This window comes from Roseivirga seohaensis subsp. aquiponti, from assembly GCF_001267955.1.
In the GTDB taxonomy this organism is placed as follows: domain Bacteria; phylum Bacteroidota; class Bacteroidia; order Cytophagales; family Cyclobacteriaceae; genus Roseivirga; species Roseivirga seohaensis.
Genome location: NZ_JSVA01000001.1, coordinates 127,651 through 148,831 on the forward strand (window position 1 = coordinate 127,651; position 21,181 = coordinate 148,831).

Annotated in this window: 18 protein-coding genes; 12 read left to right on the plus strand and 6 right to left on the minus strand. The window is 39.6% G+C overall.

Going from position 1 to position 21,181, the window contains the following annotated elements; translation table 11 throughout:
• Nucleotides 1–8: 8 nt before the first annotated feature.
• Nucleotides 9–818: a nucleoside triphosphate pyrophosphohydrolase gene (gene mazG / locus OB69_RS00520; protein WP_053221731.1), complete on the minus strand. Its 810-nt coding sequence runs from the start codon at nt 816–818 to the stop codon at nt 9–11.
• Between the two features lie 86 nt (nt 819–904).
• Between mazG and OB69_RS00525 the strand changes: the two genes are divergently transcribed.
• The 4 genes from OB69_RS00525 (at nt 905) to OB69_RS00540 (ending at nt 4,103) form a co-directional block, all read left to right on the plus strand.
• Complete coding sequence (locus tag OB69_RS00525; RefSeq protein ID WP_053221732.1) at nt 905–1,135, plus strand: hypothetical protein; 231 nt, start codon at nt 905–907, stop codon at nt 1,133–1,135.
• 82 nt (nt 1,136–1,217) lie between these two features.
• Nucleotides 1,218–2,609, plus strand: a complete 1,392-nt coding sequence (gene glmM / locus OB69_RS00530) for a phosphoglucosamine mutase (RefSeq protein ID WP_053221733.1) — start codon at nt 1,218–1,220, stop codon at nt 2,607–2,609.
• Nucleotides 2,610–2,613: 4 nt separating this feature from the next.
• Entirely contained in the window at nt 2,614–3,756 is a 1,143-nt protein-coding gene (locus OB69_RS00535; protein WP_053221734.1) for a cysteine desulfurase family protein, read from the plus strand.
• Nucleotides 3,757–3,758: 2 nt separating this feature from the next.
• Entirely contained in the window at nt 3,759–4,103 is a 345-nt protein-coding gene (locus tag OB69_RS00540) for a hypothetical protein (RefSeq protein ID WP_053221735.1), read from the plus strand.
• A 4-nt stretch (nt 4,104–4,107) separates the two neighbouring features.
• Here OB69_RS00540 and hemH read toward each other — a convergent pair whose 3' ends face one another.
• Entirely contained in the window at nt 4,108–5,127 is a 1,020-nt protein-coding gene (gene hemH, locus OB69_RS00545) for a ferrochelatase (protein ID WP_053221736.1), read from the minus strand.
• 378 nt (nt 5,128–5,505) lie between these two features.
• Here hemH and OB69_RS00550 point away from each other — a divergent pair, with 378 nt between their 5' ends.
• On the plus strand, nt 5,506–6,723 hold the full coding sequence (locus tag OB69_RS00550; protein ID WP_053221804.1) for a bifunctional alpha/beta hydrolase/OsmC family protein: 1,218 nt from the start codon (nt 5,506–5,508) through the stop codon (nt 6,721–6,723).
• 98 nt (nt 6,724–6,821) lie between these two features.
• On the opposite strand, the gene OB69_RS00555 is transcribed toward OB69_RS00550, so the two are convergent.
• Nucleotides 6,822–7,235: a hypothetical protein gene (locus tag OB69_RS00555; protein WP_157608447.1), complete on the minus strand. Its 414-nt coding sequence runs from the start codon at nt 7,233–7,235 to the stop codon at nt 6,822–6,824.
• A 250-nt stretch (nt 7,236–7,485) separates the two neighbouring features.
• Nucleotides 7,486–8,025: a DUF2911 domain-containing protein gene (locus OB69_RS00560; RefSeq protein ID WP_053221738.1), complete on the minus strand. Its 540-nt coding sequence runs from the start codon at nt 8,023–8,025 to the stop codon at nt 7,486–7,488.
• A gap of 136 nt (nt 8,026–8,161) precedes the next feature.
• On the opposite strand from OB69_RS00560, the gene OB69_RS00565 reads away from it, so the two are divergent.
• From OB69_RS00565 to yjjX, 4 genes are all read left to right on the plus strand, one after another.
• Entirely contained in the window at nt 8,162–9,712 is a 1,551-nt protein-coding gene (locus OB69_RS00565; protein ID WP_053221739.1) for a glycine--tRNA ligase, read from the plus strand.
• 153 nt (nt 9,713–9,865) lie between these two features.
• Complete coding sequence (locus OB69_RS00570) at nt 9,866–13,180, plus strand: WD40/YVTN/BNR-like repeat-containing protein (protein ID WP_053221740.1); 3,315 nt, start codon at nt 9,866–9,868, stop codon at nt 13,178–13,180.
• A gap of 360 nt (nt 13,181–13,540) precedes the next feature.
• The gene (locus OB69_RS00575) at nt 13,541–14,716 is read left to right on the plus strand and encodes a tetratricopeptide repeat protein (RefSeq protein WP_053221741.1); all 1,176 of its coding nucleotides are present in this window, start codon (nt 13,541–13,543) and stop codon (nt 14,714–14,716) included.
• A 6-nt stretch (nt 14,717–14,722) separates the two neighbouring features.
• The gene (yjjX, locus tag OB69_RS00580; protein WP_053221742.1) at nt 14,723–15,253 is read left to right on the plus strand and encodes an inosine/xanthosine triphosphatase; all 531 of its coding nucleotides are present in this window, start codon (nt 14,723–14,725) and stop codon (nt 15,251–15,253) included.
• Nucleotides 15,254–15,324: 71 nt separating this feature from the next.
• Here the strand turns inward: yjjX and OB69_RS00585 are convergent, their stop codons facing one another.
• Both OB69_RS00585 and OB69_RS00590 read right to left on the minus strand, forming a co-directional pair.
• On the minus strand, nt 15,325–16,851 hold the full coding sequence (locus tag OB69_RS00585) for a M20/M25/M40 family metallo-hydrolase (protein ID WP_053221743.1): 1,527 nt from the start codon (nt 16,849–16,851) through the stop codon (nt 15,325–15,327).
• 93 nt (nt 16,852–16,944) lie between these two features.
• Nucleotides 16,945–17,991, minus strand: a complete 1,047-nt coding sequence (locus tag OB69_RS00590; RefSeq protein WP_157608449.1) for a hypothetical protein — start codon at nt 17,989–17,991, stop codon at nt 16,945–16,947.
• 90 nt (nt 17,992–18,081) lie between these two features.
• On the opposite strand from OB69_RS00590, the gene OB69_RS00595 reads away from it, so the two are divergent.
• The 3 genes from OB69_RS00595 to OB69_RS00605 are packed head-to-tail and all read left to right on the plus strand — an operon-like array spanning nt 18,082 to nt 21,163.
• A complete protein-coding gene (locus tag OB69_RS00595) occupies nt 18,082–18,981 on the plus strand; it encodes a M28 family peptidase (RefSeq protein WP_053221805.1) in 900 nt (299 codons plus the stop codon).
• Between the two features lie 4 nt (nt 18,982–18,985).
• Nucleotides 18,986–20,458, plus strand: coding sequence for a DUF5687 family protein (locus OB69_RS00600; protein WP_053221745.1), 1,473 nt, complete (start codon nt 18,986–18,988; stop codon nt 20,456–20,458).
• A 9-nt stretch (nt 20,459–20,467) separates the two neighbouring features.
• Nucleotides 20,468–21,163 carry an ABC transporter ATP-binding protein gene (locus tag OB69_RS00605; RefSeq protein WP_053221746.1) on the plus strand — a complete coding sequence of 232 codons (696 nt, stop codon included), beginning with the start codon at nt 20,468–20,470 and terminating at the stop codon, nt 21,161–21,163.
• Nucleotides 21,164–21,181: the final 18 nt, after the last annotated feature.

Below are 21,181 nucleotides of genomic sequence, written 5' to 3' on the forward strand. Positions count from 1 at the left end.
GCAAATCTCTAAAGTTTCTTAGCCCTTTCCCAATATTTATCCATTTCCTGTAGGCTCATTTCTGCTATATTTTTTCCGTCCTTTTTAGATTCAGACTCTAAAAACTGAAAGCGCTTTATAAACTTAAGGTTTGTTCGCTCCAAGGCCTCTTCAGCATTAATGTCTATAAAGCGGGAATAATTAATGAGAGAGAAAAGCAGATCACCAAACTCGGCAGAGGCCTTTTCTTTATCAATTTTAGCGGTTTCTTCAATGTTGAATTCATCTCTGAACTCTTGCATTTCCTCTTCTACCTTTTCCCAAACTTGTTCTTTCTTTTCCCAGTCAAAGCCAACCCCTCTGGCTTTGTCCTGAATTCGCATGGCTTTTACCATGGCTGGCAAGCCTTTCGGAACACCACCTAAAACAGAAGTGTTTCCTTTTTCTTTAAGCTTAATTTTTTCCCAATTTTCTTTTACCGCCTGTTCGTCTTTGGCTTCTACATCACCATAAATATGCGGGTGGCGATGGATCAGTTTATCGCAAATGGCGTTTATGCTATCGGCTACATCAAAGGCATTTTGTTCATCGGCTATTTTAGAATAGAAGACCAAATGGAGCATTACATCTCCTATTTCCTTTTTGATTTCATCTAAGTTGTTTTCAAGTATGGCTTCTGAAAGCTCATATGTTTCTTCGATGGTTAAGTGGCGGAGGCTTTCTAGTGTTTGCTTTTTGTCCCAAGGGCAATTTAAGCGCAACTCATCCATAATGGTCAGCAGGCGATCGAAGGCTTCTAGTTTTTCTTTTCTACGAAGGTCTTTTTTGGGTTTAAGCATTTAGATAAAGGCTTTTTGGGAAACTTACTCTTCAAAGGTAGCGTTCTACGCACAACTATCTTAAATTTGCAGAAAATTAGTCTATTATGACAACTTTATATTTGACCTTAGGACTTGTCGGATTGTTTTTCGTGTTCATGTCTGTACGCTTGATTTTTTTGAAAAACGGAGAATTTAAAGGCACTTGTGCCTCGCAAAATCCCTTTTTGAATAAAGACGGTGCGCCTTGCAGCTTTTGTGGCAAAACTATACAAGCAGGAGAAAGCTGTGGAAACCCAGACAATGAGGTAGATAAAGTGCTCTCTAAATTCAAGTAAGCTTGGTTTCAAAAGTCGATTAAAAGCGACTGTCATATTGCGTTTTTGCTAGCTTTGTAATTACAATCAACCAAATATATACGTGACCTTAATCAAATCTATTTCAGGAATAAGAGGAACCATTGGTGGTAAAGTAAATGAATCACTTACACCAATTGATGTTGTTAAATTTTCTGCTGCTTTTGGCACCTGGGCAAAACAAAACTCTAAGCAAAACACCATTGTTATCGGTCGAGATGCCAGACCTTCTGGTGAAATGGTTTCTAACTTAGTTTCGTCTACATTGAGGGGATTAGGCCTAAACGTGGTTGACCTCGGCCTTTCTACTACGCCAACCGTTGAAATGGCTGTTGCAGCTGAAAATGCTTGTGGAGGAATTATTCTAACTGCCAGTCATAACCCTGTGCAATGGAACGCCCTAAAACTGTTAAACGCAAAAGGCGAGTTTATTAGTGGTGATGACGGAAAAGAAGTATTAGAAATTGCAGAGAACGATGCCTATGAATTTGCTCCTGTTAAGTCTATAGGCAAGTATAGAACAGACGATACTTATATTCAAAAACATATTGATGCCATTTTGAAACTTCCTTTAGTGGATGTTGAAGCGATTACAGCTGCCAAATTCAAAGTGGCCATTGACTGCGTAAACTCTACAGGTGGTATTTCACTTCCTCCTTTATTAAAGGCGCTGGGTGTTGTACAAGTTGAAGAACTTTATTGCGAACCAAACGGGCATTTCCCTCATAATCCCGAACCGCTTCCAGAGCATTTAGGAGACATTACCAGAATTATGCAGAAAGGCATTTATGACGTTGGTTTTGTAGTCGATCCTGATGTAGACCGTTTGGCAATGGTGTCAGAAAATGGAGACCCATTTGGCGAAGAATATACTTTAGTAGCGGTGGCCGATTATGTGCTATCGCAAACCAAAGGTAATACCGTTTCAAATCTTTCTTCAACAAGAGCTTTGAGAGATGTAACCGAAAAAAGAGGAGGTACTTACGAAGCCGCTGCTGTAGGCGAAGTGAACGTGGTGACCAAAATGAAAGAAACGAATGCCGTAATTGGTGGCGAAGGAAATGGTGGAATCATTTATCCTGAATTACATTATGGTAGAGATGCCCTAGTAGGAATCGCCCTTTTCTTAACTCACTTGGCTAAAAGTGGAAAGAAAATGTCTCAACTGAGGGCCAGCTACCCTAACTACCATATCTCAAAAAATAAGATTGATTTATCGCCAGAGATTGACGTGGATAAAGTGCTGGAAGGTATGCAAAATCGATATGCTAAGCAGCCAGTAAACACCATTGATGGTGTAAAAATAGAGTTTGACAAAGAATGGGTACATTTGCGAAAGTCGAACACTGAGCCAATTATTCGTATATATTCTGAGTCTGAATCTCAAGCAACAGCCGAGTATTTGGCCAATAAAATTATTACAGATATTAAAGAAATCGTTTCGTCAAAATCTTGATAGAATGAAAAGGATATATTTAGACAACGCTGCTACAACACCATTGGATCCTGAGGTTTTTGAGGCCATGAAACCAATGATGCTCGAAATGTATGGTAATCCATCGTCTACTCATGCCCATGGCCGTGAGGTAAGAACGAAGATTGAACGTGCAAGAAAAACGGTAGCTGAGTTGCTAAATACAACTCCTTCTGAAATCTTCTTTACTTCTGGCGGAACTGAGGCCGATAATACTGCCATTACGTGCAGTGTAGAAGCCTATGATTTAAAGCATTTAATCACTTCGAAAATTGAGCACAAGGCGGTTTTGCAAACAGCAGAAAAACTTGAAGCTCAAGGTAAAGTGAAATTGAGCTTTGTAGACCTCGATCACCAAGGCCACATTGATTATGACCATCTGAATAGCCTCTTAAAGAACAATTCAAGGTCAATGGTGTCTATTATGCACGCCAATAATGAAATTGGAACATTAAATGACATTGCCAGAATTGGTGAGATGTGTAAAGAGTACGATGCCGTTTTCCATTCCGATACGGTGCAAACCATGGGGCATTTCAAACATGATTTGCAGGCATTGGCTTGCCACTTTATTGTTGGTGCAGGGCACAAATTCAACGGCCCAAAAGGTGTTGGTTTTTTAAGGGTGTGTAAGAGTAAAAAAATTGGTCGTTTTGTGGAAGGCGGAGGCCAAGAGCGAAACCACCGAGGCGGAACAGAAAATGTTTACGGCATAGTTGGCTTAGCCAAAGCACTGGAAATTGCTTATCGTGATATGGACAGCCATGCTAAGCACATTCAAGGGTTAAAAACCAGAATGATTGAAGGTTTGAAAAACAACATTTCTGGAATAGAATTTAATGGTGACATCAGAGAAGGCCACAGCCTTTACACAGTGTTGAATGCAAGTTTTCCTGCACACGAAGACAATGATATGCTGCTCTTCAACTTAGATATTAATGGAATTTCTGCTTCTGGCGGAAGTGCCTGTTCTAGCGGTGCCAATACAGGCTCTCATGTGTTGACAGGAATAAAAGCAGACCCAGAAAGACAAGGCATTCGTTTTTCTTTCGGGAAATACTCTACAGCAGAAGAAGTAGACTATACGGTTGAAAAACTCGTTGAGATTCTAAACCCAGTACACGCTTAAAAATGAAGAACGAATTTCGTTCCATATTGTATAAAATCGTAACAAGGCCAATTTATCTGTTGGCCTTGTTTTCTTTTTTCCTTTTGAGTTGCGCTGATGAAGACATTGATATTTCTGAACTCAGAGGTACAATTGTAGAAGGCGCTACAGTAAGCCTTAATTGTGAATACATTTTCCAAACCGATGGTGGGCGATACTTCGTTCCCACATTCTTACCTGCCCAATACAAGCAAAATGGAGCTTTGGTATTCATTAAAGGGGAAATCCTGGATGAACTGTCTGATTGCGCCAATCTATTGGGTGACGGAGCATTTATCCGAATAGAACAAATTAGCGCTGCGAATTAGTCGCTTAAGCGTTTTCTACCATTTCTTTCAAACCTTCAATCCAAGTTGGTGAGTTATTAAGGCTTGGTACCAAATCCCAAACTTCTCCACCTGCTTCCATAAATTCTTCTTTAAATTGTTCACCTACTTCAACAGTAGTTTCAAGGCAATCGGCAATAAAGGCCGGAGAATAAGCCAATACCTTTTTAATTCCTTTTTCAGGAAGGTCTTTCAAAATTTCATCAGTGTAAGGCTTAATCCATGGGTCTTTACCCAGCCTAGATTGAAAACTGATGGTATACTGATCTTCTCTTAAGCCTAGTTTTTCAGCCAAAAGGCGCGAAGTATAAAAACATTGTGCTCTGTAGCAGTAGCGGTTTTTTTCATGAAACTTATTACAACAACTACCCAGCTGACACTGATTTCCATCTGAACCTTTTTTGATTTGGCGTTCTGGCAAACCATGGTAACTGAAAACCACATGATCGTAATCAGTGGTTTCCATTAGCTTAAGTCCGTTTTCTGCAAAAGCCTGAATAAACTTAGGGTGATCCATAAACTGGTTAATGTAACTCATGGAAGGAATCACTTGCCATTTGTTAACCACATCATTCACCTCTTGTACAGCAGAGCCAGTGGAGGCCGATGCATATTGAGGGAACAGCGAAATCACAATAATTCGGCTTACGCTGGCTGCTTTTAATTCGTTTAATGCCTCTTCAATACTTGGGTTTTGGTAACGCATGCCCAAAGCCACTTTATAGCCAGGCCCTAATAACTCTTGCAAAGAATCGCGAACATCATAACCGTAAAATTTCAAAGGGCTGCCCCGTTCTACCCATAGCTTGGCATATTCTTTTGCCGATTTGGGTGCTCTTAAAGGGGCTATAATGCCCTGAACTAAGAGAAATCTTGAAAGAAAAGGAATGTCAATTACTCTTCCATCCATTAAAAACTGGCGTAAGTATTTGCGAACGTCTGATGTGGAAGGACTATCTGGTGTGCCTAGATTAACGAGTAATACACCAATTTTTTCTTTTTGCATGGTAGGAATTTAGCCTTGATAAACCGTTTGCAAAGATATTTGTTTTAAGCGGCTAGGCCAATTGATCTTTTCAATAGAAAATAAAAAAGCACTATCGGTTAAGATAGTGCCTCATCTATATCGTTCAAATTTGTTGTTTTGTTCTTCTATCGGACTCCTCTTCCTTTAGAGATTTATTTGAGCGACCTTTTTTATAGGTAGATTTATTAGAAAACAAGGCGCTTGGTATTTACCCTTACCTATGCCTAAAAAATAAATCTTTAAATAGCGGCTCTAAAGAGCACATCGTTTTTAACGAACCAAACACTTTTTGGTTATAGGTGTATACTCTTGCTTTCGTTTTATAGATTAACCTAAAAAAATAAACCTACAATGGCCATGAAAACGATTAAACTTCAATTCAAAAATGCTGAAGGTTTTCTGCTTTCTGCAAAACTCGAACAGCCTGTAGATAGGAAGCCCTTGGCCTATGCTTTGTTTGCGCATTGCTTTACCTGTTCCAAGAATTTAATTGCGGTTACAAATATTAGCAGAGCATTAACCTCGAAAGGAATTGCTGTGTTAAGGTTTGATTTTACGGGTTTGGGCGAAAGTGAGGGTGATTTTGCAGACACCAACTTTTCTGGGAATGTTCAAGACCTTATTGTTGCCGCTGAATATTTGGCCGAGAACTACGAAGCCCCAAGTATTCTAATTGGCCATTCACTGGGAGGTGCAGCGGTATTGATGGCAGCAAGCCAACTAGATTTTATAAAATCTGTAGTTACTATTGGTGCGCCAGCAGATACACCTCACCTAAAAAGGCTTTTTAAAAGTTCGTTAGAAGAGATTGAAGAAAATGGTAAGGCGGTGGTTTCATTGGGAGGAAGACCATTTACGATTAAGCAGCAGTTTATAGAGGATCTGGATAAAACAGAACTTACTTCAGTTATTAGTGAGTTAAGAAAACCACTACTTATTTTCCATTCTCCGCAAGATGAAACGGTGGACATCACAAATGCAGAAAAGATTTATGTTGCTGCGCATCATCCAAAAAGTTACATATCATTAGACAAGGCAGACCACTTGCTAACTGACAAGGCAGACTCACTTTATGTAGGCGAAACAATTGCCACTTGGGCTAAGCGATACGTGGATTTGGAAGTGAGTGAAGAAGGCCTAGAAACCACACATCAGGTGGTGGTTAGAAATGAGAAGGAAGATGGTCTCTTTTCTGAAATAATGGCCAATAAACACTACTTAATTGCCGATGAACCCAAGGCTGTAGGCGGAACCAACTTAGGAGGAACCCCTTATGACTTGCTCGTTTCTGCATTGGGAGCTTGCACAGCCATGACCATAAGGCTTTACGCCAATCATAAAAAGATGGAGCTTGATGATGTGAAAGTACACCTAACTTTTGATAAGCGCCATGCTGCTGATGCTATAGATGGGCTGCCTGCACAAATGGAATTTATAGATAGAGAGGTTGAACTAACAGGAAATTTGAGTGAAGAACAACGTGAGCGAATTTTGCAGATTGCAGATAAATGTCCGGTACACAAAACGCTTACTAAAGGTTTAAATATTGATACCAGATTAAAGCAGCTGAAATAGAAGTACAAAATTTAATGTATACACAAAATGAAAAAGGAGCCAACCTTTCGATCGACCCCTTTTTACAAAACAACCACATATTACACTTATACAAATCTTTAATTTCCTCCGTCTTTTTTAGGCTCGTTTTTTTCTTTGGCCCTTTCTTTCATTTCGGCATTGCGCTTTTGCATCATCATACGCTTGCCTATATTTCTTCTGTTATTTCGGGATGAAAAGCGAGCTTCATTTCTATTTGTTCTACCCCTAATTTCTCCTCGATTTCTTTGGCCTTGTACCCGAGCTCTTTGGCCATCTTTCTTAACCTCTTGTAATTTTGCGTATTGCTCTTCGGTTAGAATTTCCTTAAGTCTTTCTTCTTTAGCTTGCCTTTCTACAAAAGCATCGCGTTTCATTTCTTCTCTCAAAGCCCTCATTTTTTCCATAGAGGCTTTACGCTCCGTTTGCGCTGCTTTCAGTTCCTTATCCAGTGCTAATTTCTGTTGCTCATTTAGTCCGAGCCTCGCTGCCATTTGCTCTGTTTGTAACAAAGTTTTATTAGTGTTCTGAGCTAACATTTGGTTTGCTGATATACCAATCAAGCTTACCATCAAGATTTTAATTATTGACCTCATTTCCTTTTTGTTTGTTATGGCTCTTTGATGGTAATAGCACAACAAGGTTTAATGAGTTCAGAAAAATGCAGATATGGGTCAGGCCTGAAGAAGTAATTAATTCTACTTATCAGACAATTAAAAAGAAGGAATAAAATTTAAGGGGAATTTAAAGCACTTTGAATGGAGTTGAGACTTTAATTTTATCCCATGCCATAATGAGCACAGGGCCTCCGTTTTCTTCAGAAAAATCAATGGTAAACTGTTCAACCACTTCGGGCAGTTCTTCTACTTTTGCTATTACCCTTAGCTCATCATCTTCAGGAGTATAAACCGTACCCCAATCGTGAATCTGATTATTGAAAATGATTTGCCATTCTGTTTCTCCAGGAATAGTTACTAAAGAATATAAACCTGCCTTTAGGGTTTTTCCAGAAAAGGAAACATCTCTAGAAAGCTGAATAGTAGTAGCTTCATTAGCGCCAGTTCTCCACCATTTGCCATAAGGAACAAGCTTGCCAAAGATCTCTCGGTCTTTCTTAAATGGCCTACTGTAAGTAACCTCAATATTTATGGCATTATTACTATATGATGCGATTTCAGCAGGGCTGTACTGTTTTGTTTGATAAAGCTGATACTGTTGAACACCAACAATACCACCAACAATGACGGCCAAAATAAGTACGGCTGTGGAAAGCTTTCTTTTCATACCAAACAAATATAAGGATTCTGATTTCTAAGACTCGCAAAAAGCCTCAAGGATTATGCCGAGACTTGATAAGCGGAAGTTTCCTTTTTCAGTAATGCATTGCACATGTTGAAAGCCTTTTCTATATCTTTGCCGCATGGCACAAAATGACGATAATCAGCTGAAAAAAATCGCTGGGCATGCGAAGGAATACGGTTTTATTTTTCAATCGAGCGAAATCTATGATGGACTTTCTGCCGCTTACGACTACGGTCAAAACGGGGTTGAACTAAAGAACAACATCAAGCAGTATTGGTGGAAAGCCATGGTGCAAATGAATGAAAACATTGTAGGAATTGACTCCTCGATTTTCATGCACCCTACCACTTGGAAAGCCTCAGGCCATGTAGATGCCTTTAACGATCCGATGATTGATAACAAGGATTCGAAAAAAAGATACCGTGCGGATGTTTTGGTTGAGGAATACCTCGATAAAATTGAAGCAAAAATTACCAAAGAAGTTGAAAAGGCTGAGAAGCGTTTTGGCGATGCTTTCGATAAGGAGCAGTTTCTGGCCACCAACCCTAACGTGCTCAGAAATAAAGAAAAAATAGACGAAATCAGCCAGCGTTTAGGTAATAGTTTAGAAACCGAAAACTTGGCCGATGTTAAAGCCCTTATTGAAGAATTAGGTATTGCCGACCCAGTTTCGGGCTCTAAAAACTGGACAGACGTTCGTCAGTTTAACCTAATGTTTTCTACAGAAATGGGTTCTGTGGCCGAAGGAGCTAACAAAATATATTTGCGTCCAGAAACAGCTCAAGGAATTTTCGTCAACTTCTTGAACGTTCAAAAATCTGGTAGAATGAAGGTGCCTTTTGGTATTGCCCAAATCGGAAAGGCCTTCAGAAATGAAATAATCGCGCGTCAGTTTATTTTTAGAATGCGTGAGTTCGAACAAATGGAAATGCAGTTTTTTGTAAAGCCAGGTGAAGAATTGACTTGGTACGAAACCTGGAAAGAAAAACGAATGAAATGGCACAAAACCCTTGGCTTGGGTGATGAAAACTACCGTTTCCACGATCATATTAACTTAGCGCACTACGCTAATGCCGCTGCCGATATTCAGTTTAATTTCCCGATGGGCTTTAAAGAGCTGGAAGGGATTCACTCTAGAACCGACTTTGATTTAAAAGCACACGAAGAATATTCTGGAAAGAAACTTCAGTTTTTCGATACGGTGGATAATGAATCATTTGTGCCTTATGTAGTTGAAACCTCAATTGGTTTAGACAGAATGTTTTTGGCTGTGCTAAGCGCTGCTTATACTGAAGAAACATTAGAAGATGGTAGCGAAAGAACAGTATTGAAAATACCAGCAGCGTTAGCGCCTTATCAAGTGGCTATTTTGCCATTATTGAAAAAGGAAGATTCAGGACTTCCACAAAAAGCGAGAGCAATTTTGGCTGATCTTCAGTTTGATTTCAATTGCCAATACGATGAAAAAGACGCCATTGGTAAACGTTATAGAAGACAAGATGCCATTGGAACACCATATTGTGTAACTGTCGATCACCAAACTTTGGAAGACAATACAGTTACAATTCGTGATAGAGATGATTTAAGTCAAATCAGAATTTCAGTGGAGGAGCTAAAGTCTAAGCTAACGGAAGTTACCTCTATCAATAACTTACTTAGAAAGCTCTAAGCATAGTTTTTTCTAGCGGAATATATTAAGGTCTGATTTTCATTTTGAAAATCAGACCTTTTTTATTGCACTCTTAGAAGTGGCAATTTAGAGTGGGCGTTATGTACTGTTTGAAATAAAACCTATATTTCTTCCACCACAAAACACACTAGAATGAAACATCTTAACTTCTTCAAGGCCTTATGCTTTTCTATGGCCTTCCTTCTTATTTCTGCAAACAGTTTTGCACAACGCAATAAAAAAGAACAAACTAAGACCGAGATAGATGACCCCTTAAAAGGGATTTCTCTCGGTACACTTAAATTCAGAAGTGTTGGTCCAGCGCTTACCTCAGGTAGAATTGCCGATATAGCCGTGAACCCTTCAAACCATAGCGAATTTTATGTAGGTGCAGCAGCAGGCGGTGTTTGGAAAACCACCAATGCGGGTACCACTTTCACCCCAATTTTTGATGGACAAGGTTCGTATTCTATCGGAACGGTAGAAATCGACCCGAATAACCACAATGTAGTTTGGGTAGGTACTGGCGAAAACAACAACCAGCGTTCCGTTTCTTATGGCGATGGGGTTTATAAATCTGAAGACGGGGGCAGCTCATGGAAAAACATGGGCTTGAAAAACTCAGAACACATTGGAATGATCGCTATTGACCCTCGAAATTCTGATGTAGTTTATGTAGCTGCTTACGGTCCGGTTTGGAGTGCAGGCGGTGATCGTGGCCTTTATAAAACCACAGATGGTGGCGAAAACTGGGAGAAAGTTTTAGAAATTAGTGAACACACGGGAGTAAATGAAGTACACTTCGACCCGAGAAATCCAGATATACTCTATGCCACAGCCCATCAAAGACGAAGAAGACAATGGACTTATTTAGGTGGAGGCCCAGAATCGGGTATTTACAGATCGATGGATGCGGGTAAATCTTGGGAAAAAATAAACCGTGGTTTGCCAGGTGTGGACAAAGGCCGAATTGGAATGGCCATTTCGCCAGCCAACCCAGAAGTTTTGTATGCCGTAGTTGAAGCGCAAAGTGGACAAGGTGGGTTTTTCAGAAGTACCAATCGAGGAGCCTCTTGGCAGAAAATGAGTAGTACTTCTTCTAGCGGAAATTACTATCAAGAAATTGTGGCCGACCCAGTACATGTAGGCCGTGTTTACCTTTTAGATACGTTTACACAAATTACAGAAGACGGTGGAAAGACATTTTCTGGCCTAGGAGAGAAAAGTAAGCACTGGGACAACCACGCCCTATGGATTGACCCAAACAATACAAATCACTTATTGCAAGGCTCTGATGGTGGTGTTTACGAATCGTTCGACAGGGGCGAAAACTGGAAGTTCTTTAGTAATTTACCGGTTACTCAGTTCTATAAAGTTTCAGTAGACAATGAATATCCTTTCTATAATATTATGGGCGGAACCCAAGATAACTACAGCTTGCATGGCCCTTCACAGACGCTCAGCCGTCATGGTATTGTGAGTTCCGATTGGATTGTAACTCAAGGTGGTGACGGATTCGAATCGGTTCCAGACCCTGAAGATCCGAACATTATATACTCTCAGTCGCAAAATGGCGGAATCGTTCGTTTCGATAGAAAAAGTGGCGAAGCGGTGAGCATTCAGCCTAAACCAAGAAAAGACGAAAGGCAGTATAATTTTAACTGGGATTCTCCTTTAATGATCAGCCCACACGATCATAAAACGGTATATTTTGGTGGAAATAAGCTATTCAAAAGTACAGATCGTGGTGACTCTTGGGAAGTAATAAGTGGTGAGCTCGACCAAGACATTGACAGAAATTTATTGCCGATTATGGGCAAAATCTGGCCTATGGATGCCGTTGCGAAAAATGGTTCTACCTCACGATATGGCGCTGCGGTTTCTCTAGATGAATCACGTTTGCAAGAGGGCTTACTTTATGTAGGAACAGATGACGGCCAAATCAATATTACTGAAGATGGGGGAAAGAACTGGAGAAAAATCAATCGTTTTTCTGGCGTTCCTGAAAACACCTATGTGTATGATTTAATTGCTTCGAAGCACGATGTAAATACGGTTTACGCAGCTTTTAATAACCATAAAAGTGGTGACTTCAACCCTTATGTGTATAAAAGTAACGATAAGGGAAAAACATGGACGAGCATTTCTTCGAACTTACCCAAAGGCGCTGTTTACGCTTTAGAACAAGACCATGTGAATGCGAATATCCTATTTGCAGGAACTGAATACGGTGTTTTTGTTTCGATGAATGAAGGAGGAAGCTGGACGAAGTTATCTGCTGGGTTGCCTGCGGCTGTGAATGTACGCGATATTGCTATTCAAGAAAGAGAGAATGATTTAGTACTGGCTACTTTCGGAAGAGGTTTTTATGTGTTAGATAATTATGCACCACTTCGAGAAATGACACAAGATTTATTGGCCAAGGACGGCCATATTTTCAAAATTAAGGATGCATTGATGTACAACACTTGGCAGCCGCTGGGCAGTTTGGGTAGTGCAGACAAAGGTTTTCAAGGCGAAATGTTTTTTGCGGCAGACAACCCCAAGAGAGGAGCAACCTTTACTTACTATGTGAAAGAGGGCGTGAGTTCTTTGAAAGCAGAAAGGTCGAAAAAAGATGCGGAAGCCTTTAAAAATGGGCAAGTCATTCCTTACCCAACTCTAGAAGAACTCAAAGCAGAAGAAAGTGAACTTCCTTCCTTCTTAATTTTCACCATAAAAGATCAAACGGGTGATATTGTAAGTGAATTGAGAAGTCCGTTGAGAAAAGGCATTAGTGAAATTACATGGGATATGACTTATGCGGGCTTTGGTCCAGTGAATGAACGACAAGCGTCTGTCACTAGTAGTTTGCCTTCTTCTAACGTATATGTTGTTCCAGGCAACTATACAGTGAGCTTATCGCAAAATATAAAGGGTGAAATCAGTGAATTGGCTGGGCCGGTAAGCTTTACAGTGAAAGATATCGACAATAAAACAATTCCGGCAGATGACTGGTTAGCGATGGCAAATTTCAAAAAGAAGGCAATGGCTTTAATGCAAGCTGTTAACTCAACTCGTTCCGTATTGGGCGAAATGAATGGAAAAATTGCCAGCTATAAAGCGGCTGCCAAGGGTTTTCCTGCCAGAGAAAGCAATGAGCTGATCAAGGAAATTCTAGTTTTAGAGAACAAGGTAAAAGCCCTAAATATTGAACTCAATGGAGATTCTGACTATGGCCAATTAGATATGGATGGAGAGTACGCTACAAGCCAGCGGGCGCAAAATGCAGTGTATGATATTTTTGGTTCTACCTCTAATGTTACGGGAACAGCCAAAACCAATTATGATATTGCTGCCGATGAGTTTGCTCCAATTTTACCAAAAGTGAAAGCTTTGGTGAATGAGTTTATCAGAATGGATGTAAAGTTGGATCAACTAGGAGCACCACTCACATCAGGTAGACTCCCCAACTGGAAAAAACAATAGCTAAAATACCATGAGGGGCATATTTAATATGTCCCTCAATATTATATTTCATATATTTGACTGTTCTGTTTTTTTAGAACTGATCCTTTACCTCACACCCTCTCCAATAACATTTGTTTTTTGATGGACTTTGATGTTTTTAGTCAAGTTCAGTACCTAACCCTATGGCTAGCGGAATGCAATAGGTCTGTTATGGAGTTTTTAATGTTTGGAAGTAAAATGCTTATTTCTGTATTCCATCAGCAGCTATTGTGGCTTGAATGTAAATTTATTCATTGTTTGATTTTATATACTTGTTGAAAATATAATGCCCACTATTACAATATTTCATATTTTCACGTGTCGTTCCATTTAACCGATTTGAGGCTAACTATTACCATACTATTTGCGCTGCTTACCGGTCCTAGTTATTCTCAGGACTTGGTGACTGTGGCAAGTACTTTTTTGAATGACAACAAGTATATAGAGGCTAAAGAAACTATAGATGAGGTTTTTGAAAGCCCCGATGGAGATAAAAGCGCTAGAGCTTGGTATACCAAAGGCCGCATTTATCATGAAATTCTCAATAGCGATGCCCCTGAGTTTCGCAAATTTAAACCAGACCTAAAAGACTTTGCCGGTGAAGTAGCCTTGTGCTATAATAAAACCAAAATACTTACCGAGCCGACAGACAATCTTTATCGGCTTGCAAACAATCAATTGGAGATTCTTTGGGCTTATGGAATAAATAAAGGATACAAGGATTATCAAGAACTGAAATTTGAGTCGGCAACAAAGTATTTTGAGATGGCACAGGCCGTTATGCCACAAGATACCACAGCCTATTTATATGCAGGGCTTAGTGCACAAAACGCTCAAAATTATCAGCAAGCCATTAAGTATTATCTGGCGATGAAATCTTTTACCAGGTTAAGCAAAACAGTTTATAACAGTCTGATTAGTTGTAAACAGGCCATGAATGCCCCGCTTGAAGAAAGGCTAGATATGATTGAAGAAGCGCTTTTTGAGTACCCCGATCACCTGCCTTATATTGCCGAAGAGGTAAGAGCGCTAATTAGGTTGAATAAATTTGAAGAGGCTGAATCTCGATTAAATACCGTTCTTAACCGCATTCCGAATAATTATGAATTGAGATTAAGGCGTGCCGACCTTTTCGATCGCATTTTTAAAGACGCTTACGCTAATGGATTGCCAGAGCGTTCGGAAAAATATTTCGAGATGGCTTCTGAAGATTATGAAATCTACCTCGATAAGTACCCCAAAGATTTTACCGCCAATTACAATTACGCGGTAATGATTAACGAACAGGCCAATCGAGTATATGACCGAATTAATTTAATGAGCGAGGAAGAATACGTTATTAGCGGAAAAAATACAGAAGAAGTAGGCCATAACTGGACGAGAAAGGCTTTGCCTTATATGGAAATGTGTAGAAAAATTAAGCCAGATGACCCAGGAACAATCCGTGCACTTAAGGTTTTCTACGAACGCCTGAAAATGACAGATAAGCTTGCAGAACTGAATGGAAAGGGATAATTAAAAATGATTAAGGTAGTTATAGCCTCTCAAAACCCGGTAAAAATTAAATGTACCGAAAAGGCATTTCAGGAAGTATTCAAAAATGAATCATTTATTTTTTCAGGAATAAATGTTCCCTCCAATGTGGCAGACCAGCCAATGACCGATTCAGAAACCCTTGAGGGGGCAAGAAACAGAGCAAAGAATGCGCAGTCTGCCGAGCCCAAAGCAGACTATTGGGTTGGAATAGAAGGAGGAATTTCTGAAACAAAAGCAGGCGAAATGTTAGCCTTTGCATGGATAAGCATAATTTCTAATGACCAAAAGGGCGAATCTAGAACTGCCACCTTTACTCTTCCACCAAAAATTGTAGAACTAATACATCAAGGAATAGAATTGGGTCTGGCAGATGATATGGTGTTTAAGCGATCTAACTCTAAACAGACTAATGGCGCGGTGGGTATTCTAACCCACGATTTGATAGACAGATCGGAATATTACAGGCCAGCCATAGTATTGGCGCTAATTCCTTTTATCAACCCAGAGCTTTATTGACTAAGCTATCAAAGAAAAAGGCCTTATCTTTTACAGACAAGGCCTTTCGCTATTTCTAAATCTAATACTACTTATTTAAACTCTTTTGGTTTTCTAGGCATTTTAGCGTCCATGTTAGCAGTTTGCATTACTAAAGCGGCAATGATTACTGCGTTCTTTTTCAAATCAACTTCTTCTAAAGCTTCAAATACATCCATATTGGTATGGTGTGTTCTTGTGCTATAAGCAATTGGATCTTGAATAAACTGGAAACCAGGTAAACCAATACCGTCAAACGCAAGGTGATCGGTACCGCCCGTGTTGTTTACGGTAATTGTACTTGCTCCTATATCGTGGAAAGGCTTGAACCACTCTTCGAAAAGGCCTTTAGTAGCTTCGTTACCTTGTAAGTAAATTCCTCTAATGGCTCCTGTTCCGTTGTCCATGTTATAGTAAGCAGAGAAGTTCTGGTGAGCTGCATTAGGCTTTTTGTCTGTCATGAATGTGTTTTGAGCATAATTTCTTGACCCAAAAATACCTTGCTCTTCACCACTCCAAAGAGCGATTCTTACTGTTCTTCTTAGCTTTACGCCTGATTCTTTTAAGATTCTCATTGCTTCCATCATTACAGCTGATCCGGCAGCGTTATCAGTAGCGCCTGTTCCTGCAAACCAAGAATCGAGGTGAGCACCTAACATAACTACTTCATTTTTCAATTTAGCATCAGAACCTTGAATTTCTCCTAATACGTTATATCCTTTGGTATCATTCTTCAAGAAGCGAGTTTTAGTTTCTGCTTCAACCATTACTTTTTCGCCTTTTTGTAGCAAACGAACCATTCTGTTGTAATGCTCAGGTGCCATTTCCATTTCTGGAAGCGCGCTGTCATCATTTCTCGATCCGTTTGAAGTAAAGAATGTTCCCTGGCCTCCACCGCGGCTAGTATTCAAAATCATTGCAACGCCTTCTTCTTTTAACATGGTATAGGCGGCTCTTCTTAGGTTAGAAGCTCTTCTGAACTCAGACATTCTGCTGGCACTGAAGTTTCCACCACCTCCGCCACCTCTTACAGTAACTTTAGTAAGGCCTTCTAATTCTTCTTCTGTATACCTGTGTGCATCGGCTTCAAAACCGTTTTCAGCATTAATTGTAGTAGGCATTAAAACTACTTTGCCTTTAAGGTTGCCTTTGTATTTAGCTAGGTCTTCTTCAGAATTGATCTCAACATAAACCACTTCTGCCGTAATTTCTTTTCCAGTACCAGGTGTCCATGCTTTTGGAATTGCAATCATGGCTTGGTAATAAGGAACAGTCATGGCAAGGTAGTTTTTGTCTACTTCCCATCCTGGACCAAAATCGCCCCAAGCTTCAACTTTAACATTGGTCAGGCCCCAATCTTTATATTTTTGTGATGTCCAGTCATAGGCTTTTTTCAAACCTTCAGAACCCGTAAGTCTAGGCCCAATTCTGTCAGTCAAGTTCCAAGCAATGTCCATTACCTGACTGTTATTAAATCCTTCATCTTTGATTTTGTAGATAGATTCGTAATCTACTTGGGTGTTCTGGGCTAGTGCTTGCAGCCCTAAAAATAGAAACCCTAATACTGCTGATATCCTCATTTGTTTAAGTTTTAATTTAATGAGGAAGGTAGCTAATCTTACTTTTAAAATCTTTCTAAAATATACCGATGGGCAATAAAGTGTTCAATCGGGTTATTTATCCCTCATACTGTTGATTTGGGTAATAAATGAATTAAGGGCTTGATTCCAGTTTTCTTTGGCGTCCCATTCACTTCCTAAAAAAGCAATATTGGTTCGGGTGTCGCGTAAAAAGAATTTTACTAATACACCTGTTTTGTTTTCCTTACGCTTTTCAAAAGGTAAAAAGGTGTAGACATTTTGGGCGTTGGCTTCAATATAATGAAGCACATAATCTACTCTGGCGCGTCTTAAATCAGCATCGGTTTTGTTTTCAACATTTATAATTTGGAACAAAGTAGAATCACTGGCAACTAAGGCTTCGAAGGAGTTTTTTCGGTTTAAAAGTTCCTTTTTAAAAGCGTTTGCCGATGTGATGGCTTCAATGCCCAAAGCCTGCGGATTGGGTTGTGCAAACGGGTCTGTTTCTATTTGAGGAATAGCAATTTTTTTGCCTTCAAATTCTTTAGGTAAGGTAATATAGGCTTGTTTAAAACCAGAAACAGTAGGCTCAAAAAATTCTGCTGAATTACTTAGAAGAAGGTTTTCTTTCGGAAATTCATCGCTCTTTAATCTTGTGGTTAATTCACTGAAAACACTTTTTAAATCGTTCGTTCTTCTTAACCAAAATATAGCTCCTTTATCATAAAAACTGTTTTTTCCATTGAATGGGCCCATGCCTAACAGAAAATCGTTTTCTGGGTTCAGAACGGTAAGAAAAATAAGATTCTTAAAATCTCGTCTTAAAATAAAGTCTGGAATTTGCTCTTCCATTCCGCTAACGGAGCTAAAGCTGTTGATTTGGAAATATGCTGCGGCATCAATACCCACCTCGGCAAAAAAGGCTTGCAACTCATCCGCTAATTTCAACCTTTCCTCTACCGACATACCCTTTGGTACATCCATTAATACAATTGACTTAGTACTTAGAATATCTTGCGGAGGATCGTAAGCCTCATTCATGTGAAGTAAGGCAGACAACGTAGCATTCGTTCCCTGAGCGTTCAGTGGCGAGCTGCCGAGTAAAAGCAGTAAAAGAAAATTATATATTATGACCTTCAAAACTTACTATTCAATTCACTAAGTTTAACCTGAAAAGAACCGAAATATTGAATGTTCGATTCATTTTCGTTCGAACTTAACCAAATAAAAATGAAAAAGCATATCCTCCACCTTGCCCTTATTGTCTTATTTGTTGGTGCGCCAATTAGCGCTTATTCCCAAAACGATCTGGATACAGAAATCATGTTAGAAGATTTAAGAAAACTTTCACATGATGCTGCTGAGGGCAGAAAAACTGGAACCAAAGGTGCTGAAGCCGCCCGACAGTTTATCATTAAACAAATGGATGCCGTAAACCCAAAAAGTTTGGTGAAGGGCTACCGCCACCCATTCACTTTTGTGAGCCGAGGAGATACCATTAAGGGCGAAAATATTATAAGCTATATCCAAGGAGAGTCAGATTCTGCTTTTATTATTACTGCACATTACGATCACGTTGGGGTGAGAAATGGTGAAGTATTTAATGGCGCAGACGATAACGCTTCTGGAGTAGCGGCTATGCTCGCCATGATGGAATATTTTAAAAGTAATAAGCCAAGACACACATTGTATTTTGCTGCGCTAGATGGCGAAGAAATGGGGCTGCAAGGAGCGAAAGCCATTTTTAATGATCCTGAGTTTCCTATCGAGAATGTAATTCTGAATGTTAATATGGACATGATCAGTATCAATGATAAAAACGAGCTTTATGTAGCAGGAACCCATTTCTACCCTAAGTTTAAATCCATTTTGGAAAAGGTAGAGGTGCCGCCATTGAAATTACTTTTTGGCCACGATTCTCCAGATTTGGGTAAAGACGATTGGACGATGCAGTCGGACCATGGGGTTTTTCACAAGAACAATATACCCTTCCTTTATTTTGGTGTAGAAGACCACGAGCATTATCACAAAGCCACTGATGAATTTGAAAATGTAAATCAGGCATTTTATATAAAAGCCGCACACGCAGTTCTTTACTCTATTATAGAATTGGATAGAAATTTAAACTAAGTCTATGATTAGCCAGCTTATATCGCACATTTGGAAAAAGGAATTTCGCTCGCCTGTTTGGGCAAAGAGCCTTCTTACTAATGTTTTCTTAGGTTTTGCGGCCCTAATGATGTTGGCCTACGTGCTGATTGCTGGTGTGGCAATGGACAAACTTGTTAGGGAGTTCTTCCCTGATAATGACCCGCTGGTTTTTGTGAATGGCTTTATTCTCTATTATTTTCTGGTGGAGTTTATGCTCAGATTCTTTATGCAGAATGTGCCTGTTTTAGAAATTCAACCCTATTTACACCTGCCTATTAGAAAAGGGAAGATCATTCACTTTATGTTTAGAAAGAGCCTTTTCAGTGCTTTCAATCTGTTGGCTGTTTTGCTTTTTCTTCCTTTTTCTATCATAAGAGTTGGGGCCGATTATGGCGCGGTAAGTGCTTTCGGTTGGCTGGCCTCAATTGTTGGCCTTTCTATAACGCTGCATTTTGTGGTCATCCTCTTTAAAAAGAAGATGAATGACATCCCTAATTTATTTATCGGTCTTCTGGTTTTTGTGGCAGCTTTAGCTGCACTCGATTACTTTAATCTGGTTTCGTTTTCAGATTTATCTTCTGCCGCTTTTGGCTTTATTGTGGAACAACCAGCTTTGGGCGCCATTCCCGTAGTATTGGCCTTTGTGTTTTACAGGCTCAACTACAACTTCTTGGTGAAGAATACTTACCCAGAGGAATTGGCCATTAAAAAGGAAGAAAAGGTAACAGGAGATTTCGGGTTTTTAAAACAATATGGAAGAATTGGTGAGTTGATTCAACTTGAACTGAAATTGATTTTGCGCCACAAACGCCCAAGAAACACTTTGATCATGAGCGGGGTATTGTTACTCTATGGATTGATTTTTTATACTAATGATGCCTATCAAGACATGCAGTTCATCTTCATGTTTGCGGGCGTATTTATCACAGGTATTTTCTTTATCAATTATGGTCAGTTTTTGTTGAGTTGGGAGAGCGGCTATTTCGATTTTATTCTGACCAGAAGGGTTACTTCTAGGCAGTTTATAGAATCAAAATACTGGCTGTTTGTGGCTACATCTACCATTGCATTCGTAGTTTCATTGGCCTATGGCTATTTCGGATGGAAGATTGTTTTGATTAACCTTGTCGCTTACTTGTTCAACATTGGCTTGAACGTATTCGCAGTAATGCGATTGGCCATGTTTAACCCAAAAAAGATAGATTTGAATAAAGGAGCCGCCTTTAATTATGAAGGCGTGGGCGCAGCGCAATTCCTCATTATGATTCCTATGATGATTTTGCCCTACATACTTTACGCTCCATTTTTAATACTCGGTTACGAAAATTTAGGGCTGGTTCTAACAGGTTTGGCTGGGCTCATTGGCTTCTTATTCCGTGATAAAACGCTGAATGCCCTCACCCAGTTTTTCATTAGCCGAAGACATAAATTTGCCGCAAGTTTTAGATCCCAATAAACCATTAAGATGATTGACGTAAAAACACTTTCGAAAAGTTATAAAGGAGTTGAGGTTGTCAATATTCCTGAAATGCATATTGCCAAAGGCGAAAGCTTTGGCTTGGTTGGAAATAATGGTGCGGGAAAAACCACCTTCTTCAGAATGATTTTGGACCTGATTAGACCCTCGACAGGCGAGGTGCTTTCTAAGGGCGAAAACGTTCAGAATAATGAAGATTGGAAATACTATACAGGCTCATTTTTAGACGAATCCTTCCTTATAGATTACCTAACACCAGACGAATATTTTGAATTTATTGCCTCATTGCACAATTATTCAAAAGGTGATTTGCAGGAGTTCTTAAACCAGTTCGATGATTTGTTCAACGATGAAATCAGAGGGAAGAAAAAGTACATTCGCGACCTATCTAAAGGAAACCAAAAGAAAGTAGGTATTGTGGCGGCCTTAATGGGCAATCCTGAAATCATTTTGTTGGACGAACCTTTTGCTAACCTTGACCCCACAACACAAATTCGTTTGAAGGTAATTCTTAAAAAGCTGAAGGAAGAAAAGGATGTAACTTTACTCATTTCTAGCCACGACTTAAACCACGTTACCGAAGTTTGCGAACGCATTGTTTTGCTCGAAAGGGGCAAAGTTCAGAAAGATATTCAAACGAGCGAAACTACTTTAAAGGACTTGGAGGAGTACTTTACGGCTTAAACCGAATTGAAAATGCTC